We start from the raw sequence: 17,544 nt of genomic DNA, 5'->3' as shown, positions 1-17,544 counted from the left end.
CATGGATCTCGCAGTCGTCTGGTTCTTCCTCGTCGGCTTCTTCTTCATCGGCTACTTCGTGCTCGACGGTTTCGACTTCGGTGTGGGCATGGCCCTGCCGTTCCTCGGCCGCGACGACACCGACCGCCGCCTCGTCATCAACACCATCGGGCCGATCTGGGATCTCAACGAGACCTGGGTCATCGTGGCCGGTGCCACGATGTTCGCGGCGTTCCCGGAGTGGTATGCAACCCTGTTCAGCGGCTTCTACCTGGTCTTTCTCGCGATACTGCTGGCGCTCATCCTGCGCGGAGTGTCGTTCGAGTACCGGCACCAGAGGCCGGAGCTGGCATGGAAGAAGCGATTCGACCGGATGATCGTGATCGGCTCGGCCGTTCCCGCATTCCTCTGGGGGCTGGTCTTCGCCAATGTCGTGCGGGGTCTGCCCCTTGACGCGGGTTTCAACTTCACCGGCAGCGTTGTCGACCTGTTCACCCCGTACGCCCTCCTCGGCGGAGTCACGACCCTGCTGCTGTTCTTCACCCACGGCGTGATCTTCATCTCCCTCAAGACCGACGGGCCCATCAGGGCACGCGCTCGTGCGCTCGCCTCGCGGGCGGGGCTTCTGACGATCGTGGTCGCGGCTGCCTTCCTGGTCTGGACCACGGTGTCGTTCGGCACCGTCGTGTCGGGCATCCTCTCGGCGTTCGCGGCAGTCACTCTCATCGCGGCGTACCTCGCGAACCTGCGAGGAGCAGAGCGCTGGTCGTTTGCGCTCATGGCGAGCACCATCGCCGTTGCCGTGCTCAGCCTGTTCGCTTCGCTCTTCCCCGACGTTCTGCCGGCCACGAACGACGCGGCGCACAGCCTGACCGTGTCGAACGCGTCATCGTCGGCGTACACGCTCACGATCATGAGCTGGGTGGCTGTGGTGTTCGTGCCGCTGATCCTGCTGTACCAGGGGTTCACCTACTGGGTGTTCCGCAAGCGGCTCAGCCGGGCATCCATCACGGGAGAGCACGAGGAGGCGGGCAGTGCCGAATCAACCGGTGGCGGCAGTGGATTCGGGGCTGCGGGCGGCCCAGCCTCGAGCCTGACGTGAAACCCGTCGACCGGCGACTTCTCGGCTACGCACGGTCAGCGCGAGGCTTCTTCGTCGTTGCCGGCCTGCTCGGGCTGGTGCAGACAGCATGCACGGTGGCATTCGCCTGGCTCGTGAGCTCCACGGTCGTCGCCGCGATCGGCGGTGCGTCTGTTTCGCAACTGACCGGCTCGCTCGCCGCGCTTGCGGCCGTCGTCGTGGTGCGTTCGGGTGTCATCTGGCTGATGGGCTACATCTCAGCCCGAGCGGCAGCCGTCGTCAAGGGTGAGTTGCGCCGCTCGGTGCTCGAGAAGCTGCCGCAGCTCGGGTCTGCCTGGCTCTCGTCGCGCAACTCTGTCACCGTGTCGACGGTTGTCACGGTGGGGCTGGATGCTCTCGACACCTATTTCTCGAAGTACCTGCCCCAGCTCATCCTGACCGTCATTGCGACACCCGTGGTGGTCTCCGTTCTGTTCGCCGGGGACTGGGTCAGCGGGCTCACCGTGATGCTCACGCTGCCCCTGGTTCCGGTCTTCATGATCCTGATCGGCCGGGCGACTGAATCGGCGCAGAAGACGCAGTGGCAGAAGCTCGGCCGGCTCTCGAGTGGCTTTCTCGACGTGGTCGAGGGACTGTCGACCCTGAAGATCTTCGGGAGGGAGAAGCGCCAGGCTGAACGCATCAGACGTGTCACAGACGACTACCGCACCTCGACCATGTCGGTGCTTCGGCTCTCGTTCATGAGCGGTTTTGTGCTCGAGCTGGCGGCGAGCCTGTCGGTGGCCCTATTGGCCGTCTCGGTCGGGCTCCGGCTGGTCGACGGGAGTCTCGGGCTCGGGGTGGGGCTCTTCGTGCTCATGCTCGCGCCTGAGGCGTTCCTGCCGCTTCGCCAGGTGGGTGCACAGTTTCACGCGGCAGCCGACGGGATCGCGGCGACAGACGAGGTCTTCGAAATTCTCGACACGCCCGTTGTCAGCGGCGCGATCGGCAGCGCGACGGTGACATCAGTGGGAGAGCTCCCTGGCGCCCTCGAGCAGAGAAGCACCCGCGCCGCGGCCCTCGATGGTCTCGAGATCAGTGGCCTCGGTGTCTCGTACGGTGAGGTACGCGTGCTGCACGATTTCGCCGCGACGTTCCGGGCGGGAGAGCTGACAGTGATCACGGGCCCGAGCGGTGCGGGCAAATCAACGGTCGTTGCTGCGATGCTCGGATTCGTGCAGCATCGGGGCAGCATCCGGCTGCTCGGCACGCCAGGGCGAGAGCCCGAGCCCGAGCCCGAGCCCGAGTCAGCTCGGGCTCTTGCCCCGGGGCGCGAGCTGGGCCAGAACACGCGGCCGCTCCAGCTCGACGATGTCGCGTGGAGTGGCCAACGCTCGCAGCTCTTGGCCGGCACCATCGCTGAGAACGTGACGCTCGGTGCTCGCACGCCAGACGCCGCCTTGGCTGCTCGTGCTCTCGACCTCGCGGCTGCGAGTGAGCTCGATCCACTCACCGCCCTCGGCGTCAACGGTGCCGGGCTCTCGGGCGGGCAGTCCCAGCGTGTCTCCGTGGCCCGGGCGATCTACCGCGCCCTCGATCGCGGCTGCGCTGTTCTCGTGCTCGACGAACCCAGCTCAGCGCTCGACGCCGAAACCGAGGCCGAGCTTCTCCGCGGGCTCCGCGAACTGGCAGGCCGCGGGATGATCGTCATCTGCGTCTCGCACCGGGCCGCCTTTCGTGCGGCCGCGGATGCGATCGTGACTGTTGCCCGGCCCGGAGACGCGACTGTGCCTGCCGCAGTTGCCTCACTCGCCTCGACAAGGAGGAATTGACATGGGCACCGACACGACCGCCCCGCTCCGCACTGGTACGGCAGCCGACAGGAATGCTGAAATACGCACCTCCGAGGTCCTCCGCCTCGCACAGCCCCGCTGGCGCGCCTTCGCGCCCGGGCTCGCCTTCGGCCTGCTGAGCGCGATGGCCGCGGTCACTCTTCTCGCGGCATCGGCGTGGCTCATCACCCGTGCAGCCGAGCATCCGCCGATTCTCTTCCTGTCTGCTGCGATCGTGGGCGTCAGGGCCGCGGCTCTCGGCCGGGCGACTTTTCGTTACCTCGAACGACTGGCCAGTCACGATGCCGCGTTCCGGGGGCTCGCAGACCTGCGCGTCGGCATCTACGAACGCCTCGTGCCACTTACACCCGACGGCCTGAAGCACACCCGTCGTGGCGACCTGCTCTCGCGGCTCGTGGGCGACGTCGATGAGCTCCAGAACCTCCCGCTGCGTGTGCTCCAGCCGCTGCTGACTGCGGTGCTCGTCTGCCTGGCAGCCGTGGTCGGCGTGTGGATCCTGCTTCCTGCCGCTGGACTGGCCCTCGCCGTGACCCTGCTGCTCGCATTCGTGCTCGCGACCGCGGCAAACTCCCGCACTGCTGCGCAGGCCGACCGCGAGCTCTCACCGGTACGCGCCGATTTTGCCGACCAGACCCTCGACTTCGTGGGTGCACTCGACGTGCTCACGGCCTATTCGGCGGTGGATGATCGGCTCGCCTCGCTCCAGCAGGCCGAGCGCCGGCTCACTTCCGTTGCCGTTTCGAAAGCCCGGGGTTCTGCCGCGACGGCCGCCGTGGTGTCGCTCCTCGGCGGTGCGGCGACCTTCCTCGCGCTGGCGTACGGCGTTCCGGCTCTCGGAGCGGGAACGGCGAACGGGCTCATCGATGCCCCCACCCTGGCCATGCTCGCCCTCGTGCCGATCGCCGTCTTCGAGGTGTTCGGAGTGGTTCCACTGGCCGTCGGCGCCTGCCGACAGGTCTCCGTCAGCGCCGCGCGTGTCGCCACGGCCGTGCCTGCTGTCGTACCTGTCGAGATCCCCGTCGAGACCCTCGTCGCAACCTCGCTCGGGCTTCGCGCCGGGGAGGCACCGATCCGCCCGGCCGTGATGCCCGGGGTGGCACCGACGATCGAACTCTCCGGCCTCTCCGCCCGATGGCCCGGTGGAACGGCAGACGCGTTTGCCGGAGTCTCCCTCGTCATCCGGCCCGGCGATCGTGTGCAGGTCACCGGGCGGAGCGGCTCCGGGAAGACCAGCCTGGCGCACGTGCTGGTGCGTTTCCTCGACTTCGAGGCCGGCACGTTCACCATCGACGGCGTGGATGCCCGGCGGCTCCCGCCCGAACGGCTGCGTTCTCTTGTGGGGCTCTGCGAGCAGCATCCTCACCTCTTCGATGCCTCGCTGCGGCAGAATCTGCTCTTCGCGCGTGAGGAGGCGACAGACGACGAGTTGCTGCGCGTGCTCGACAGGGTGGGGCTCTCGATCTGGGTCGACGAACGCGGTGGACTCGGGGCACAGCTCGGGGAGAGGGGCGCGCTGGTCTCTGGCGGCCAGGCGCAACGCCTGGCGTTGGCGCGGGTGTTGCTGGCCGACTTCCCTGTCGTCGTCTTCGACGAACCCACCGCCAACGTCGATGCCGAGCTGGCCGATGCGCTGATCACCGACCTGCTCCGAGCATCCGGTCCCTCTCGATCTGTGGTTCTCATCTCGCACGCGGACATCGCGCCTGCGCTGGTGGGCACCCAGCTGCGGATGCCCGACCCGAGCTGAATCGCAGCCACCCCTCGCCCGCGAAATGGGGGGCTGTGATCGTCACGGCAGCCGGTGAAAGAAGATTAGGCTTGTCGGCATGACGCCTGCGATTGCGCCACAGTGAACGCCGAACCCAGCGGTGTGCTCACCCGTAATCATGTGACGCTCTCGGGAGACGAATCGGCGCGGCCGATGATCTTCGCCCACGGGTACGGTACGAGCCAGCGAATGTGGCGGCTCGTGGCGCCGCTCTTCGCTTCAGACCATCGGGTCGCGCTGTTCGACCACGTGGGCTCCGGTGAATCGGACAGGGACGCCTACGAGCGAAGCAAGTACGACTCGCTCCACGGGTACGCCGATGACCTTCTGGAGATCATCCGCACGCTCGACCTTCACGACGTGGTGTACGTCGGGCACTCGGTCGGCGCGATGATCGGTGTCATCGCGGCGATCGCCGAACCGGAACGGTTCGGGGCGCTGGTTCTCGTGGGGCCGTCACCCCGGTACATCAATGACACGGGTTATGTCGGCGGGTTCGAGTCGGGCGATGTCGATGCGTTGCTCGACTCCCTCGATGCCAACTACCTCGGCTGGGCGTCCGCCATGGCCCCGGTGTTCATGGGCAATGCTGAGCGGCCGGAGCTGGCGGCCGAGTTGAATGAGAGTTTTGCGAACGCCGACCCTGTTGTGGCAGAGCACTTCGCCAGGGTCACGTTTCTCTCTGACCACCGGCATGATGTGGGTGAGTTGTCGGTGCCGACGCTGATTGTGAATTCGGCCGACGACCTCGTGGCCCCTGTCGTCGTCGGCGAGTATCTGAGAGACACGATCCCCGGTAGCACCCTCGTGGTTCTCGCTGACGGCGGGCACTACCTGCACCTGTCGAATCCTGCGGCCCTCCACGCGACCATCCGGGGCTACCTGCACGACACCACTCCGTGAGCGTCTGGCGATGAGCAACACCGACGCCTGGCGCGAGCTGTTTCTTCGTGCACCCTGTGGTCTGGTCTCGACCGATTCCAGCGGCACCGTGACGGCGGTCAACGACACGTTCCTGCAGATGGCTGCGGCGTCGAGGGACGACGTGCTGGGCGACTACTTGATGAGACGGCTGGCCAATGGCAGCAAGCTCTTCTTCGAGACCCGCCTGATGCCAGAGTTGCGCTCGCAAGGCAGGGTTCAGGAGGTCGCGCTGGACCTGTTGCTACCTGACCGTTCCATCTTGTCGGTGTTCGTCAATGCGGTCGTTGACACTGCGGCCGATGAACCGCTGATCAGGTTCGCGATCTTCGACGCCACGGGCCGGCGCAACTACGAGCGCGAACTGCTGGGCGCCCGGAGGACTGCTGAGTCCTCGGAGGCCAGGCTTCGCATTCTTCAACGGGCCGCAACCCAGTTCGCGGCGGCGGCAACCGAGAAGGAACTCGGGTCAGTGTTGGCAGAAGCAGCGCGGTCCGCCACCGATGCCTCCCAGGTGAGTGTGTACTTCGTGGGGGATCCGGGAGAAGGGGGCGGCCGGCCCGGCGAGCTGGTGCTCGCATTCGGTGACCGTTCGTCGAGCGAGCGGCTGTCACTGGCAGATGACGCGCCCGAAGCGGAGACCGTGCGCCTCGGCACGCCACTCAGCTGCGCGTCGGCGTCGGAGATCCGCGAGCGTTTCGGGGCTCGCGCCGAAGCGCTTCGGCTGGCCAGGATCGAGGCGTTCATGGCCCTGCCCATCGTCGATGGTTCCGAGGTGGTGGGTGTCCTGTTCTGTGGTTTCGGTCGGCCACGCACGATCGAACCCAAGACGGTCGACGTCCTCGGTTCACTCATCGACCAGGCGGTCGTCGTGCGGCAACGGATCGCCCTGCAGCAACTCATGCAGTTCCAGTCGCTCCACGATGCCCTCACCGGGTTGCCGAACAGGCTCTATCTCCAGGGCATGCTCGCCCGCGTGCTGGAGCCCGTCGACTCCCGTCGGCGTGCGATCGGACTGCTCTTCGTCGACCTCGACGGCTTCAAGGCGATCAACGACGCACTCGGACACCGGGGCGGAGATCTTGTTCTGCGGGAGGTGTCGTCGCGTCTGACGGATGCCGTTCGCCTCGGCGACACGGTGGTGCGCCTGGGCGGTGACGAGTTCCTCATCGTGTGCGACGACGTCGACGCGGACTCCATAGTGGGCGTGGCGTTGCGAGTGGGGGAGGCCATCCGGTCGCCTCTGGGTGGTAGCGCACACGGTCTGCCGCTGTCGGCGAGCATCGGCATCAGCCTCTATCGGGGTAGTGACGACGGCCACGCCACAGCGACTGCCGATGTTCTCATCCGCCTGGCCGACGAGGCGATGTACGAATCCAAACGCGGCGGCAAAGACCGCCACACCCTCGTTGTGGTCTGAAGGTCCGGGCGACCGTGCGTCTCGTCGAGGCCAACGATGTGTCGACAAACGCGCCCGGTCGTGCTCGCGCTGGGGATCAGAACGGGCGGGTGAGCGAGTCGAGCCGGCGTTGCCACAGCTCGGCCCTGGCCGGGTTCACGGTGGGCTCGGTCAGCCGAGTTCGTTCTGACACACCCTGCCACCGGGTTACCGTGCGGATGCCGTAGAGGGCATTGACCGCCCACACTTCGGCCCCCGCGAGGCCGGCTGGAGTTGCGGCCTCCTCGACGACGGGTACGCCTGTTGCCCGGGCCAGCACAACGATCGACCGCGCTGTGACGCTGTCCACCCGGGTGGCTGTGGCGGGTGGCACATGCAGTTCGTCGCCGCGCCACCAGAGAATCGCCGTCGTTGTGCCGTCAATGACCGTTCCGGCCGAATCGAGGATGACCAGATCATCCACCCCGTCTGCTCTGGCCCGGTTTCGGAGTGCCGTGAGGGTGTGCAGGTCTGGCCCCTTGATGCCCGGGATGCTGCGCGGGTCATCGCCGTCGTGAGTTCGCAGCACTGCCGATCGGGTTGCCGGGGGAGCCAGCCTCATCAGCAGCGAGAGCTGGAAGCGGGGTTTCGCGTGAGGGGAAGACGCCGTGATGGTGCTGAGCTCCACCCGTGGGAACCAGCGATGAATGGGCGGTATCGCCTCCACGGCGGCACGCCAGAACCCGTCGAGAACGACCCTGTTCGAGAAGCCCTGCTCGAGCGCCGATGTGGCGAACCGTTCCCGGTGCAGGTCGAGTGCACGAACACTGCCGTCGACCACCAGCCAGGAGTCGGCGACCAGGAGGCGTTCGCCCTCGTCTGCCGCGGGCGTTATCGGGCTGAGCGCGGCATCTCGAAACAGAAACCGCCGCTCCTGTGGCTCTCCCGGCGCGGTGGGCCCGCTCGCCTCTGTTGGTGTCATTTGACCTCCACGCTACCGCCCGGCTGCGGGTGCCGCGTCGATGCCTGCTCACTGCTCTCGTCAGGCGAGGGTGATACATTCGGCGCGTCGTGGTCTGCACCGCTGTCGGTGCCCGATCACTGTCGGAACGCGCTCAGCGCTCGTAGACGTCGCGCCGGTGCCCGACGGTGACGACCACGACTACAAGTGCTTCGTCGACGATGGTATAGATGAGCCGGTAGTCGCCGGAGCGCACCCGATAGGCATCGCGACCCTGTAGTTTTCGCGACGACGGAGGCCTCGGGTCCGTCCGGAGGAGTGCCAGCACGCCCCGGAGGCGCAGTTGCACATCGCGTTCGAGCTTTGCCAGAGCCTTGGCTGCCGTCGGTCTGAACTCGATGTCGTACTCCCTCACTCCCAGCCCAGGTCTGCCTTGACCTGACTCCAGGGGATACTGTCACCCTCCTCAGCCATCGCTGCATCGAACGCCGCCACGTCTTCCTTTTCCTCGAGGGCGTCGAGCATCTTGTCGTACTGTGCCGGGCTGACGAGTACTGCCGCGGGTGTACCGTGCCGTTCGAGAATCACTGCCTCGGTCTCGGCAGTTCTGACTGCAGCCTGCAGATTTTCGCGGGCCGAACTGATACTCATGGTCACCATGCCTCCATTGTACAAATATCTCTGTGATTTGTACGATTATGGCACAACACGGGGGCAAAGTTGAGTTATCCACAGGTTGTGGTCGAACTTCTTCCGGCCACTTTCCCGCACGGCGTCGTGCCCGCCGACGCTCAGACTCCGCGTCTTGCGGCCGCGCACCCTACGCTGGAACGATGTCACGCCGGGTTGTCAGTCGCACGGTCGAAGGGTGGGTAAAGCCTTCCGCTGCCTTCGCCGCCCTGTACCGTGACGAGCCGGCCTCATTCTGGCTTGACAGCGGCGCACACGCCGAAGTCGGCACGAGCTACATCGGTGCACCTGGCCGTGGGCACGAACGGGTGTCGGCCTTCGGGGCCGGAACTTTCGACGCGCTGCGTGCTGCTGTGGAGGAGGTGGGGCCACCGTGTTTCATGGTGACGCCGTCGGTGGGGGAGATCGCTCCACTCCTGGCAGGAACCGCCGCCTCCGAGGGGCTCCCTGCATTTCGGCTCGGTTGGGTGGGGTGGCTCGCCTATGAGATCGAAGGCTCGCAATTCATGTTCATCGACCGGGCCGTGGCCTTCGACCACGCATTGCATTCAGTGACGCTGATCGCTCTCACCGACGATGCGCACGCCTCAGCCGTGAGCGACTGGTTCGATGCGACCTCAGCCACGCTCCTCGATCTCCAGGCATCGACCGCACGGGAGTCGCCAATCAATCTCGGGCAATCGCCCACAGCCATGCAACCATCCACGCACGGGCCGTTGAAAGACGGGCGAATGGATGCCCGGTGGCGTCACAGCTCCACTGAGTACCTTCACCTCATCTCTGAGTGCCAGGCGCGGATCGCCGACGGCGAGGCCTACCAACTGTGCCTCACGAACCAGATCAGCGTCACACTCGGCAATCGGGATTCCGACGACCCTCTGGGGCTGTACGAACGCCTCAGGGCCATCAACCCCTCGCACCACGGAGGGTATCTCCGCTTCGGCGACACTGCACTGCTCAGTTCCTCGCCGGAGCAGTTCCTGGTCCTGACGACGAGCGGTCTGGTCACGACACGACCGATCAAGGGCACCCGCCCCCGTGGAGTGACGCCCGCCCGCGATCGCGAATTGCGCGACGAGCTGCTCGGCAGTGAGAAGGAGCGCGCCGAGAATGTGATGATCGTTGACCTGATGCGTAATGACCTGGCCAAAGTCGCCCGAACCGGCAGTGTGCGAGTGCCGACCCTGTTCGATGTCGAGACGTACAGCAACGTGCACCAATTGGTCAGCACTGTGACGGCAGAACTGGCAGACGGCAAGACGGGCATCGACGCCGTCGAAGCGTGCTTTCCGGCGGGGTCGATGACGGGAGCGCCGAAGGCAAGTGCTATGGCGATCCTGGAGCATCTGGAGCAGGGCCCCCGGGGAATCTATGCAGGAGCGTTCGGCTATTTCGGGCTCGACGGCCGCGTCGACCTGGCCATGAGCATCCGGAGCATTGTGATCGAGGGGGCGAATGCCACCATCGGGACCGGAGGAGGAATCACGGCATTGTCGGTGCCTGAGGAGGAGCTCGAGGAGATCGTGGTGAAGGCGGCACCCCTGCTCGATGCGCTCGGGGTGACTTCTGGGCGTTCGCCGCGCAAGGTTTAGTACTGTTGGTGGGTGGAGTTTGGCGAGATGCCCTCCGCAGGCCGACACCCGGGCGGCCACCCCCTTTACGAAGTGAGATCTACGTGACCATCGAACGAGACGCGAACGCGCCGAGCACCAGCATCGGCGACGACGAGACCGCGCGTTACGACTTCGAAGCGATTCAGAACAAATGGCTTCCGGTGTGGGATGAGATGGAGCCGTTCCGCACCGATCTCGAGAACGACAAGCGCCCGCGCAAGTACGTTCTCGACATGTTCCCCTACCCCTCTGGCGACCTTCACATGGGGCACGCGGAGGCCTACGCACTCGGCGATGTCATCTCGAGATACTGGCGCCACCAGGGTTTCAATGTGCTGCACCCGATCGGTTGGGACTCATTTGGCCTGCCCGCGGAGAACGCGGCCATCAAGCGCCAGATCGACCCGCGCGTGTGGACCTACGAGAACATCGACCAGCAGAAGTCGAGTATGAGGCGCTATGCCGCCTCGTTCGACTGGTCGCGGGTGCTGCACACCAGTGACCCCGAATATTACAAGTGGAACCAGTGGCTGTTCCTCGAGCTGTACAAGAAGGGCTTGGCGTACCGCAAGTCGAGCTGGGTCAACTGGGACCCGGTGGACCAGACCGTGCTGGCCAACGAGCAGGTGCTGCCCGACGGCACTTCAGAACGCAGCGGTGCCGTTGTCGTCAAGAAGAAGCTGACCCAGTGGTACTTCAAGATCACCGACTACGCCGACCGCCTCCTCGACGACCTCAAGCAGCTCGAGGGCACGTGGCCGTCCAAGGTCATCAGCATGCAGCGCAACTGGATCGGCCGCTCGATCGGCGCTGAGGTCGACTTCGCCATCGAGGGCCGCGAGGCACCTGTCACGGTCTTCACCACTCGCCCAGACACCCTTTACGGGGCCACCTTCATGGTGATCGCGCCCGAGAGCGAGCTGGCCGCTGAGCTGGTCGCCGACCCTGCGGTGTCTGGGGCGGCCCGAGATGCCTTCACTGCGTACCTGACCGAGGTGCAGAAGAGCACAGAACTCGAACGCCAGGCCACCGACCGGCCGAAGACGGGGGTGTTCCTCGAGCGTTATGCCGTGAACCCGGTGAGCGGCGAGCGACTCCCCATCTGGGCCGCCGACTACGTTCTCGCCGACTACGGAACCGGTGCCGTCATGGCGGTTCCCGCGCACGACCAGCGCGACCTCGACTTCGCGCGTGCGTTCGGTTTGCCCGTTCGTGTGGTTCTCGACACCAACCAGCCGGTCACCGGGGCGATCCCCGTGCTGATCGACGGCGAGCTTCCGGATGATCTGCCACCGCTCGACCCGTTCTCAACGGGTAGGGCGCTGACCGGCGACGGCAGGCTCATCAATTCCGGGCCGCTCGATGGGCTCAGCAAGAACAAGGCCATCGCGCGGGTCACCGAGCAGCTCGAGGCCGCCGGAACAGGGCGCGCGGCGAAGAACTACCGCCTGCGGGATTGGCTGATCTCACGCCAGCGGTATTGGGGCACGCCGATCCCGATCATCCACGGTGCTGACGGCGCCGAGATACCGGTGCCAGAAGACCAACTTCCCGTGCTGTTGCCACCCACCGAGGGCCTGAACCTGCAGCCGAAGGGCACGTCGCCACTCGGTGCTGCCACCGACTGGGTGAATGTGCCAGACCCTCGCGACGGCTCGCCCGCCCTGCGAGACGCCGACACGATGGACACCTTTGTCGACAGCTCGTGGTATTTTCTGCGCTTCCTGTCTCCGAACGACGACACGAAGGCCTTCGACCCGCGTGAGGTCGACAAGTGGGCACCCGTCGACCAGTACGTCGGCGGCGTGACGCACGCGATCCTGCACCTGTTGTACGCCCGGTTCATCACGAAAGTGCTCTTCGACCTGGGGTATGTGTCGTTCACCGAGCCGTTCAGCGCGCTGCTGAACCAGGGCATGGTGCTGATGGACGGCTCGGCGATGTCGAAGTCGAAGGGCAACCTGGTTCGACTCTCCGACCAGCTCGACGAGCACGGTGTCGACGCGATCCGCCTGACGATGGCGTTCGCCGGGCCGCCCGAAGACGACATCGACTGGGCTGACGTGTCGCCGGCAGCGTCGTCGAAGTTCCTGGCGCGTGCCTGGCGGCTCTCGGGCGACGTGACGAGCGTGCCAGAGGTCAATTGGCGCGACGGTGATATCGCCTTGCGCCGCATCACCCACCGCTTCCTCGCTGAGGCCCCCGGGCTCGTCGAGGCGTTCAAGTTCAACGTGGTCGTCGCCCGAATCATGGAACTCGTCAACGCTGCCCGCAAGGCCATCGACAGCGGGCCCGGCGGCGCAGACCCTGCTGTGCGCGAGGCCGTCGAGACGATCGCCCTCGGGCTTTCGCTCTTCGCGCCCTACACCGCAGAAGACATGTGGCAGCGCCTGGGGTACCCGGCTTCCATCTCGAGCTACAACTGGCGGGGCGCAGACCCGGCTCTGCTCACCGAGGAGTCTGTCACCGCCGTCGTCCAGGTCGACGGCAAGGTGCGCGACCGGCTCGAGGTGTCGCCGAAGATCTCGTCGTCCGACCTCGAGAAGCTGGCGCGTGGTTCGGCTGCCGTGGCGCGGTTCCTCGGCGACCGGGAGATCGTGAACGTCATCGTTCGCGCCCCTCGGGTCGTCAACATTGCCACACGGCAGGCCAGCTAGAAGTTCTCCACAGATTAAGGGCCAAGCGGATGCTCGGCCCTTCCTCGTTCGTAGCGTCGGGGTATGACCCCTCGACCTTCTCTCCCAGAGCCGCACGGCGCGACGCCTGCAACCAGGCGTTCATCAGCAACCCGCGCCGCAGAGACCACCGTTGCCGGTACCCGCGTTGCCGATACCCCCACTTCAGCGAAACGCGCTGCTCCCCGGTCTCGCCTGAGGGTGGGTGTCTCGGCTGCTGTGGTTCTCGTTCTCGGGGCGCTGGCGTGTGCCGTGCTCGTCTCGATGTTCAGTCCGCGCGGTCGAACTGACACGATTTCACTCTCGTCGTCCGGCGTGACACATCCGGCCGCCGCGTCAGCTCCGGTGGCCGACGGGCCAGGGCCTGAGTCGTCGACGGCCTCGCAGGAAGCGTCTGGTGCGCGTGACGCCACGGTCCCTCCGACGGCGCTTCCAGCAGGGAGTGCTGCTGGCGAAGGTGGCTCTGGCGGTTCTGCAGCAGCCAATAGGGGCGCGGTGCCTGCGAGCGGGGTGCCCGGTGCGGTCATCCTCGTCCACGTGCTCGGCGCCGTGACCAGACCGGGTCTCTACGAATTGCCTGTCGGCGACCGCGTCGTCGATGCGGTCGCTGCAGCAGGCGGTTTCACACCGGAGGCCGACCAGGGCCAGCAGAACCTGGCGCGGGTCGTCAAAGATGGCGAACAGATCGTCATTCCTGAACGAGGTGCGTCCCCTGCACTCGGCTCAGTCGCGGCGGGAGCTGCCTTGCAGGCCGCTGGTGGAGCTTCAAATTCACCAACGGGAGCAAAAGCACTTCCTTTGCAGCCGGTGAATCTCAACGCTGCCGACCAGGGCGCGCTCGAGACTCTGCCTCACGTGGGGCCCGCTCTTGCCCAGCGCATCATCGCCTGGCGGTCGGAGAACGGCCCCTTCACGCAGGTGGAAGATCTGAAGAATGTGTCCGGCATCGGCGACAAGACGTTCGCCGAGCTTCAACCCTTGGTCACGGTCTGAATTGTGACCGCCACGGCAGCTCCTGGAGTCGACGAGGGAGGCGCTTCTGCTCGCGTCGATCTTCGCCTTGTGTTGCCCGCTGCAGTCTGCTGGATTGTCGCAGCTCTTACTGTCGGCCTGCCCACACCAGCGGCGGCCGAGGTGCTCCCTGTCGCGGCAGGCGCAGCGTTCACAATTGCAGCGGCCGTTGTCTCGGTGCTCGGCGCGACGCACAACGATCGCAGTCACCTCCGCTCCGTGGCATCCACTGTGGCAGTAGTCGCGGCTGCGGGTGCGCTCGTCTGCGTCTCTGTTGCCGCGCACCTGCCGACGCGGTTCCCGGCCGACGTTTCCCGGCTGGTCGGCCACAGCGTCTCGGTCACCGTGACGGTCGACTCGGTGCCGGTACAGGCAGAGAGCCAGGGGTTCACGGGCGTCGAGCAGTCCAGTCGGTTCTCGGCGACGGCCACACTGCTGAAGACAGCGACCCAGCGCATCGAACTTCAGATGCCCGTGCTCGTCTTCCTGAGGTCGGCCTCAGCCCCTCCGGTCTCGATCGGTACCCAACTCGGGCTGACGGGAAAGCTGCAGGAGACTGGCCCGGGCGAGAGTGTGGCCGCCCTGTTCTTCGCTGAAGGTGTGCCGACGATGCTCGTGCAGCCGCCCTGGTATCTCGACTGGGCGAATCGGCTCCGTGACTCCTTTCGCCGGAGTGCGGCTGTGCTGCCTGGGGCTGGAGCCCAACTCGTACCGGGCCTGGCCATCGGCGACGTGAGCCTGGTGAGCGACGAACTCAATTCGAGCATGATCACGAGCGGTCTCAGTCACCTGACCGCTGTCTCCGGGGCGAACTGTGCCATCGTCGTCGCCGCGATCATGCTGCTGGGCGGGGCCATCCGTCTGTCCCGCCGATGGCGCATAGTGCTCTGCCTCATCGTGATGGCCGCATTCGTGGTTCTCGTCACTCCCTCGCCCAGCGTGCTCCGCGCGGCCGTCATGGCGACGATCGTACTCCTCACGCTGGCCTCGGGCAGAACACCACGTGCCCTGCCGGCACTGGCGCTCGCCTGCATCGTCATGCTCGTGGCCGACCCGTGGCTCTCGCGAAGCTACGGACTGGCGCTCTCCGTCCTGGCCACGGGCGGACTTCTTCTGCTGACCAGGCCGCTGCACACGCTCCTCTCGCGCTGGTTTCCCTCCGGCATCTCCCTCATCATCGCGGTGCCTCTCGCTGCGCAGCTCGCGTGCCAGCCTGTACTGGTTCTGCTTTCGCCCAGCATTTCGACCTACAGCGTGGTCGCGAACCTGCTTGCGGAGCCAGCAGCTCCCGTCGCAACGGTGGTCGGACTGATCTCCTGCGTGGCGGGCGCAGTGGTGCCGTCGCTGGCCAGTGCCGGGGCGTGGCTGACGTGGGTGCCGGCCTCGTGGATCGCCGGTGTCGCCACCTTCTTCGCTGATCTTCCCGGCGCGACCCTTCCCTGGCCAGGCGGTGCACCGGGGTCAGCGCTGGTGATCCTCGTCACAGCCGCGGCGCTCATCGCATTGTTCCTGCGCGATCCGCAGCGAGAGGCAGACGAGAACTCATGATTCCGTCCCGCGGTTCGCGTCGAAACCAGCACGCCGAGCGGCACGGGAATCCGCGCCGTCGGGCTCGGATCATCAGAGTGATTTGCGCACTGATTGTGCTCGTTTCAGCAGCGATCTACGCGGGCTCGGGCATCGGCGTGACCCTCTCGGCCGGCTCAGCGTGGCCGGGCAATTGGCAGATCGCTGCCTGCGACATCGGTCAGGGTGATGCCGTCGCCGTGCACGACGCCGACCGGTTTGCGCTGGTGGATGTCGGGCCCGACCCCGCTCTGCTCCGCACCTGTCTGGGTCGCCTCTCGATCACTCACATCGACCTGCTCGTGCTCACCCACTACGACCGCGACCATGTGGGCGGGCTGTCAGCCGTCCTTGGAATGGTCTCGGTTGTGCTTCTCGGCCCGCCCGAAGACGCCCGTGACGCTGCAATGGCAGACACGCTGATGAAGTCGGGCGCAGAGGTTCGCCATGCTCTGCGAGGCGACTCCGGCGAGCTGGCCGGCTTGTCATGGAGCATCCTCTGGCCGCCCGCAGGCACAGCGCTCAGAGGCAACGATGCGAGCGTGACGATCGAGTTCACCGGCTCTCTCCGCTCGCTCTTCCTGGGTGACCTGGGCGAAGACTCCCAGCGACTGGTCTCGGCGGCGAACCGTCTGAGCCACGAAGACGTCGTGAAAGTTGCGCACCACGGCAGTGCCGACCAGAACGAAGACTTCTACCTGGCCGTAAGGGCGGCGGTGGGGCTGGTTTCGGTTGGTGCGAACAATCGGTATGGGCATCCGACTGACCGGCTGCTCGGTATTCTCGGTCGCAGCCAGACCAGTGTCTTCCGTACCGATCTGCTGGGGATGATCGTGGTCGCGCCGTCGCCCGATGGCATCGTGGTGTGGTCAGACGGTCAGGCTAGGGTTGAGAAAAAGAGATGAGGTGTGGTGGTGGTAGGCGCACGATCCGGCGGGTCCGCCGCCGCGAGGGGCTCTTCGCGTGCGCCTGCAAAGCCCCCGACCAAGTCGCCCGCCCCGGTCATTCCTCAGTTGAGCTGGGAGAACATCCGCCCCGCTGCTGTCGTGCTTGTCTCTGGGCCGGAATCTTTTCTCGCCGACCGTGCGATCAGGCGCCTCAGAGATATGCTGAAGCTCGAAGACCCGAGCCTCGAAGTGAGCGACATCGACGCATCCGGTTATGCGCCGGGCGAGCTGCTCACCATGGCGAGCCCTTCGCTCTTCGGCGAACCGCGCCTGATCAGGGTGTCATCGGTCGAGAAGTGCACCGACGGGTTCCTTCTCGAAGCGATCGACTACCTGGCCTATCCAGCCGATGACACGTGCGTCGTACTGCGGCACGGCGGGGGAGTGCGCGGCAAGCGCCTTCTTGATGCCGTGCGCGCAAGTGGTGGCGATGTCATCGAGGTCGTCTGCGCTGAACTCAAGAAAGACACCGAGCGCTACGACTTCGCTGTCGCTGAGTTCCGTGCAGCTGGTCGACGGGTCAGTCCTGGCGCTCTTCGGGCACTCGTTTCGGCGTTCACCGATGACCTCGCCGAACTCTCCAGCGCCTGTGGGCAGCTCATTGCAGACACCTCAGACGAGATCACCGAAGCGACCGTCGAGCGGTACTACTCCGGTCGCGTCGAGACCAATGCCTTCGCTGTTGCCGACAGTGCGATTGCGGGCCGTTATGGCGAGTCGCTGGCCCTGCTCCGGCATGCTCTGGCCACGGGTGCAGACCCGGTGCCGATGGTTGCCGCGTTCGCGATGAAGCTTCGCACGATGGCGAAGGTGCTCGGCACTCGAGGGGGTTCTGGCCAGCTCGCCGGGCAACTGGGGATGGCACCCTGGCAGGTCGACCGGGCCCGTCGAGACCTGCAGGGTTGGACGGGCGAGGGCCTCGGCCGCAGCATCCAGATCCTTGCCGAGACCGATGAGAACATCAAGGGCGGCGGCCGCGACCCGGTCTACTCGCTCGAGCGCATGATCGCCACGATCGCCTCCCGCGGCGAACGCTGACCCGAGCGTGCCCCGGCCGACGGAGTTGTGCCGGGTGCGCTGCTTCGTCCCGCTGTTGCCGCGTGCGGGGACGTTTGTGCGCAC

14 protein-coding genes are annotated in these 17,544 nt (G+C 66.0%); 11 read left to right on the top strand and 3 right to left on the bottom strand.

The genetic code is table 11. The features are described from left to right. Position 1: 1 nt before the first annotated feature. From cydB to JOE66_RS11360, 5 genes are all read left to right on the top strand, one after another. Positions 2-1,081, top strand: a complete 1,080-nt coding sequence (cydB, locus tag JOE66_RS11380) for a cytochrome d ubiquinol oxidase subunit II (RefSeq protein WP_205109537.1) — start codon at positions 2-4, stop codon at positions 1,079-1,081. Continuing rightward, positions 1,078-2,871 (top strand): thiol reductant ABC exporter subunit CydD, encoded by a 1,794-nt coding sequence (gene cydD, locus JOE66_RS11375; protein ID WP_205109535.1) that lies wholly within the window; start codon positions 1,078-1,080, stop codon positions 2,869-2,871. Before cydB ends, cydD begins: the two co-directional genes overlap by 4 nt. A 1-nt stretch (position 2,872) precedes the next feature. Next, entirely contained in the window at positions 2,873-4,639 is a 1,767-nt protein-coding gene (gene cydC / locus JOE66_RS11370; protein ID WP_205109533.1) for a thiol reductant ABC exporter subunit CydC, read from the top strand. 102 nt (positions 4,640-4,741) lie between these two features. Then, a complete protein-coding gene (locus JOE66_RS11365; protein WP_307827169.1) occupies positions 4,742-5,563 on the top strand; it encodes an alpha/beta fold hydrolase in 822 nt (273 codons plus the stop codon). 10 nt (positions 5,564-5,573) lie between these two features. Next, positions 5,574-7,001, top strand: a complete 1,428-nt coding sequence (locus tag JOE66_RS11360; protein ID WP_205109531.1) for a diguanylate cyclase domain-containing protein — start codon at positions 5,574-5,576, stop codon at positions 6,999-7,001. A gap of 76 nt (positions 7,002-7,077) precedes the next feature. Here the strand turns inward: JOE66_RS11360 and JOE66_RS11355 are convergent, their stop codons facing one another. The 3 genes from JOE66_RS11355 to JOE66_RS11345 form a co-directional block, all read right to left on the bottom strand. Further along, complete coding sequence (locus tag JOE66_RS11355) at positions 7,078-7,941, bottom strand: aminotransferase class IV (protein ID WP_205109529.1); 864 nt, start codon at positions 7,939-7,941, stop codon at positions 7,078-7,080. Positions 7,942-8,074: 133 nt separating this feature from the next. Further along, positions 8,075-8,335 (bottom strand): type II toxin-antitoxin system RelE family toxin, encoded by a 261-nt coding sequence (locus JOE66_RS11350; RefSeq protein WP_205109527.1) that lies wholly within the window; start codon positions 8,333-8,335, stop codon positions 8,075-8,077. After that, positions 8,332-8,571 (bottom strand): type II toxin-antitoxin system Phd/YefM family antitoxin, encoded by a 240-nt coding sequence (locus JOE66_RS11345; protein ID WP_239518292.1) that lies wholly within the window; start codon positions 8,569-8,571, stop codon positions 8,332-8,334. The genes JOE66_RS11350 and JOE66_RS11345 overlap by 4 nt, the downstream gene beginning before the upstream one ends. A 182-nt stretch (positions 8,572-8,753) precedes the next feature. Between JOE66_RS11345 and JOE66_RS11340 the strand changes: the two genes are divergently transcribed. The 6 genes from JOE66_RS11340 (at position 8,754) to holA (ending at position 17,460) form a co-directional block, all read left to right on the top strand. Then, a complete protein-coding gene (locus JOE66_RS11340) occupies positions 8,754-10,202 on the top strand; it encodes an anthranilate synthase component I family protein (RefSeq protein ID WP_205109523.1) in 1,449 nt (482 codons plus the stop codon). 122 nt (positions 10,203-10,324) lie between these two features. Continuing rightward, positions 10,325-12,880, top strand: a complete 2,556-nt coding sequence (gene leuS / locus JOE66_RS11335; protein ID WP_205111912.1) for a leucine--tRNA ligase — start codon at positions 10,325-10,327, stop codon at positions 12,878-12,880. A gap of 63 nt (positions 12,881-12,943) precedes the next feature. Then, a complete protein-coding gene (locus tag JOE66_RS11330; RefSeq protein ID WP_239518290.1) occupies positions 12,944-13,891 on the top strand; it encodes a ComEA family DNA-binding protein in 948 nt (315 codons plus the stop codon). A gap of 3 nt (positions 13,892-13,894) precedes the next feature. Then, positions 13,895-15,457, top strand: coding sequence for a ComEC/Rec2 family competence protein (locus JOE66_RS17665; protein WP_205109521.1), 1,563 nt, complete (start codon positions 13,895-13,897; stop codon positions 15,455-15,457). A 77-nt stretch (positions 15,458-15,534) separates the two neighbouring features. Beyond that, positions 15,535-16,380, top strand: a complete 846-nt coding sequence (locus tag JOE66_RS11320; protein WP_205109519.1) for a ComEC/Rec2 family competence protein — start codon at positions 15,535-15,537, stop codon at positions 16,378-16,380. A 9-nt stretch (positions 16,381-16,389) separates the two neighbouring features. Continuing rightward, a complete protein-coding gene (gene holA / locus JOE66_RS11315) occupies positions 16,390-17,460 on the top strand; it encodes a DNA polymerase III subunit delta (protein ID WP_372435493.1) in 1,071 nt (356 codons plus the stop codon). The last annotated feature ends 84 nt before the right edge of the window (positions 17,461-17,544 follow it).

The sequence above is a fragment of the Subtercola frigoramans genome (assembly GCF_016907385.1).
Lineage (GTDB): Bacteria > Actinomycetota > Actinomycetes > Actinomycetales > Microbacteriaceae > Subtercola > Subtercola frigoramans.
The sequence above is the reverse complement of the archived record's forward strand: the minus strand, read 5'-3'. Positions and strand labels throughout refer to the sequence as shown.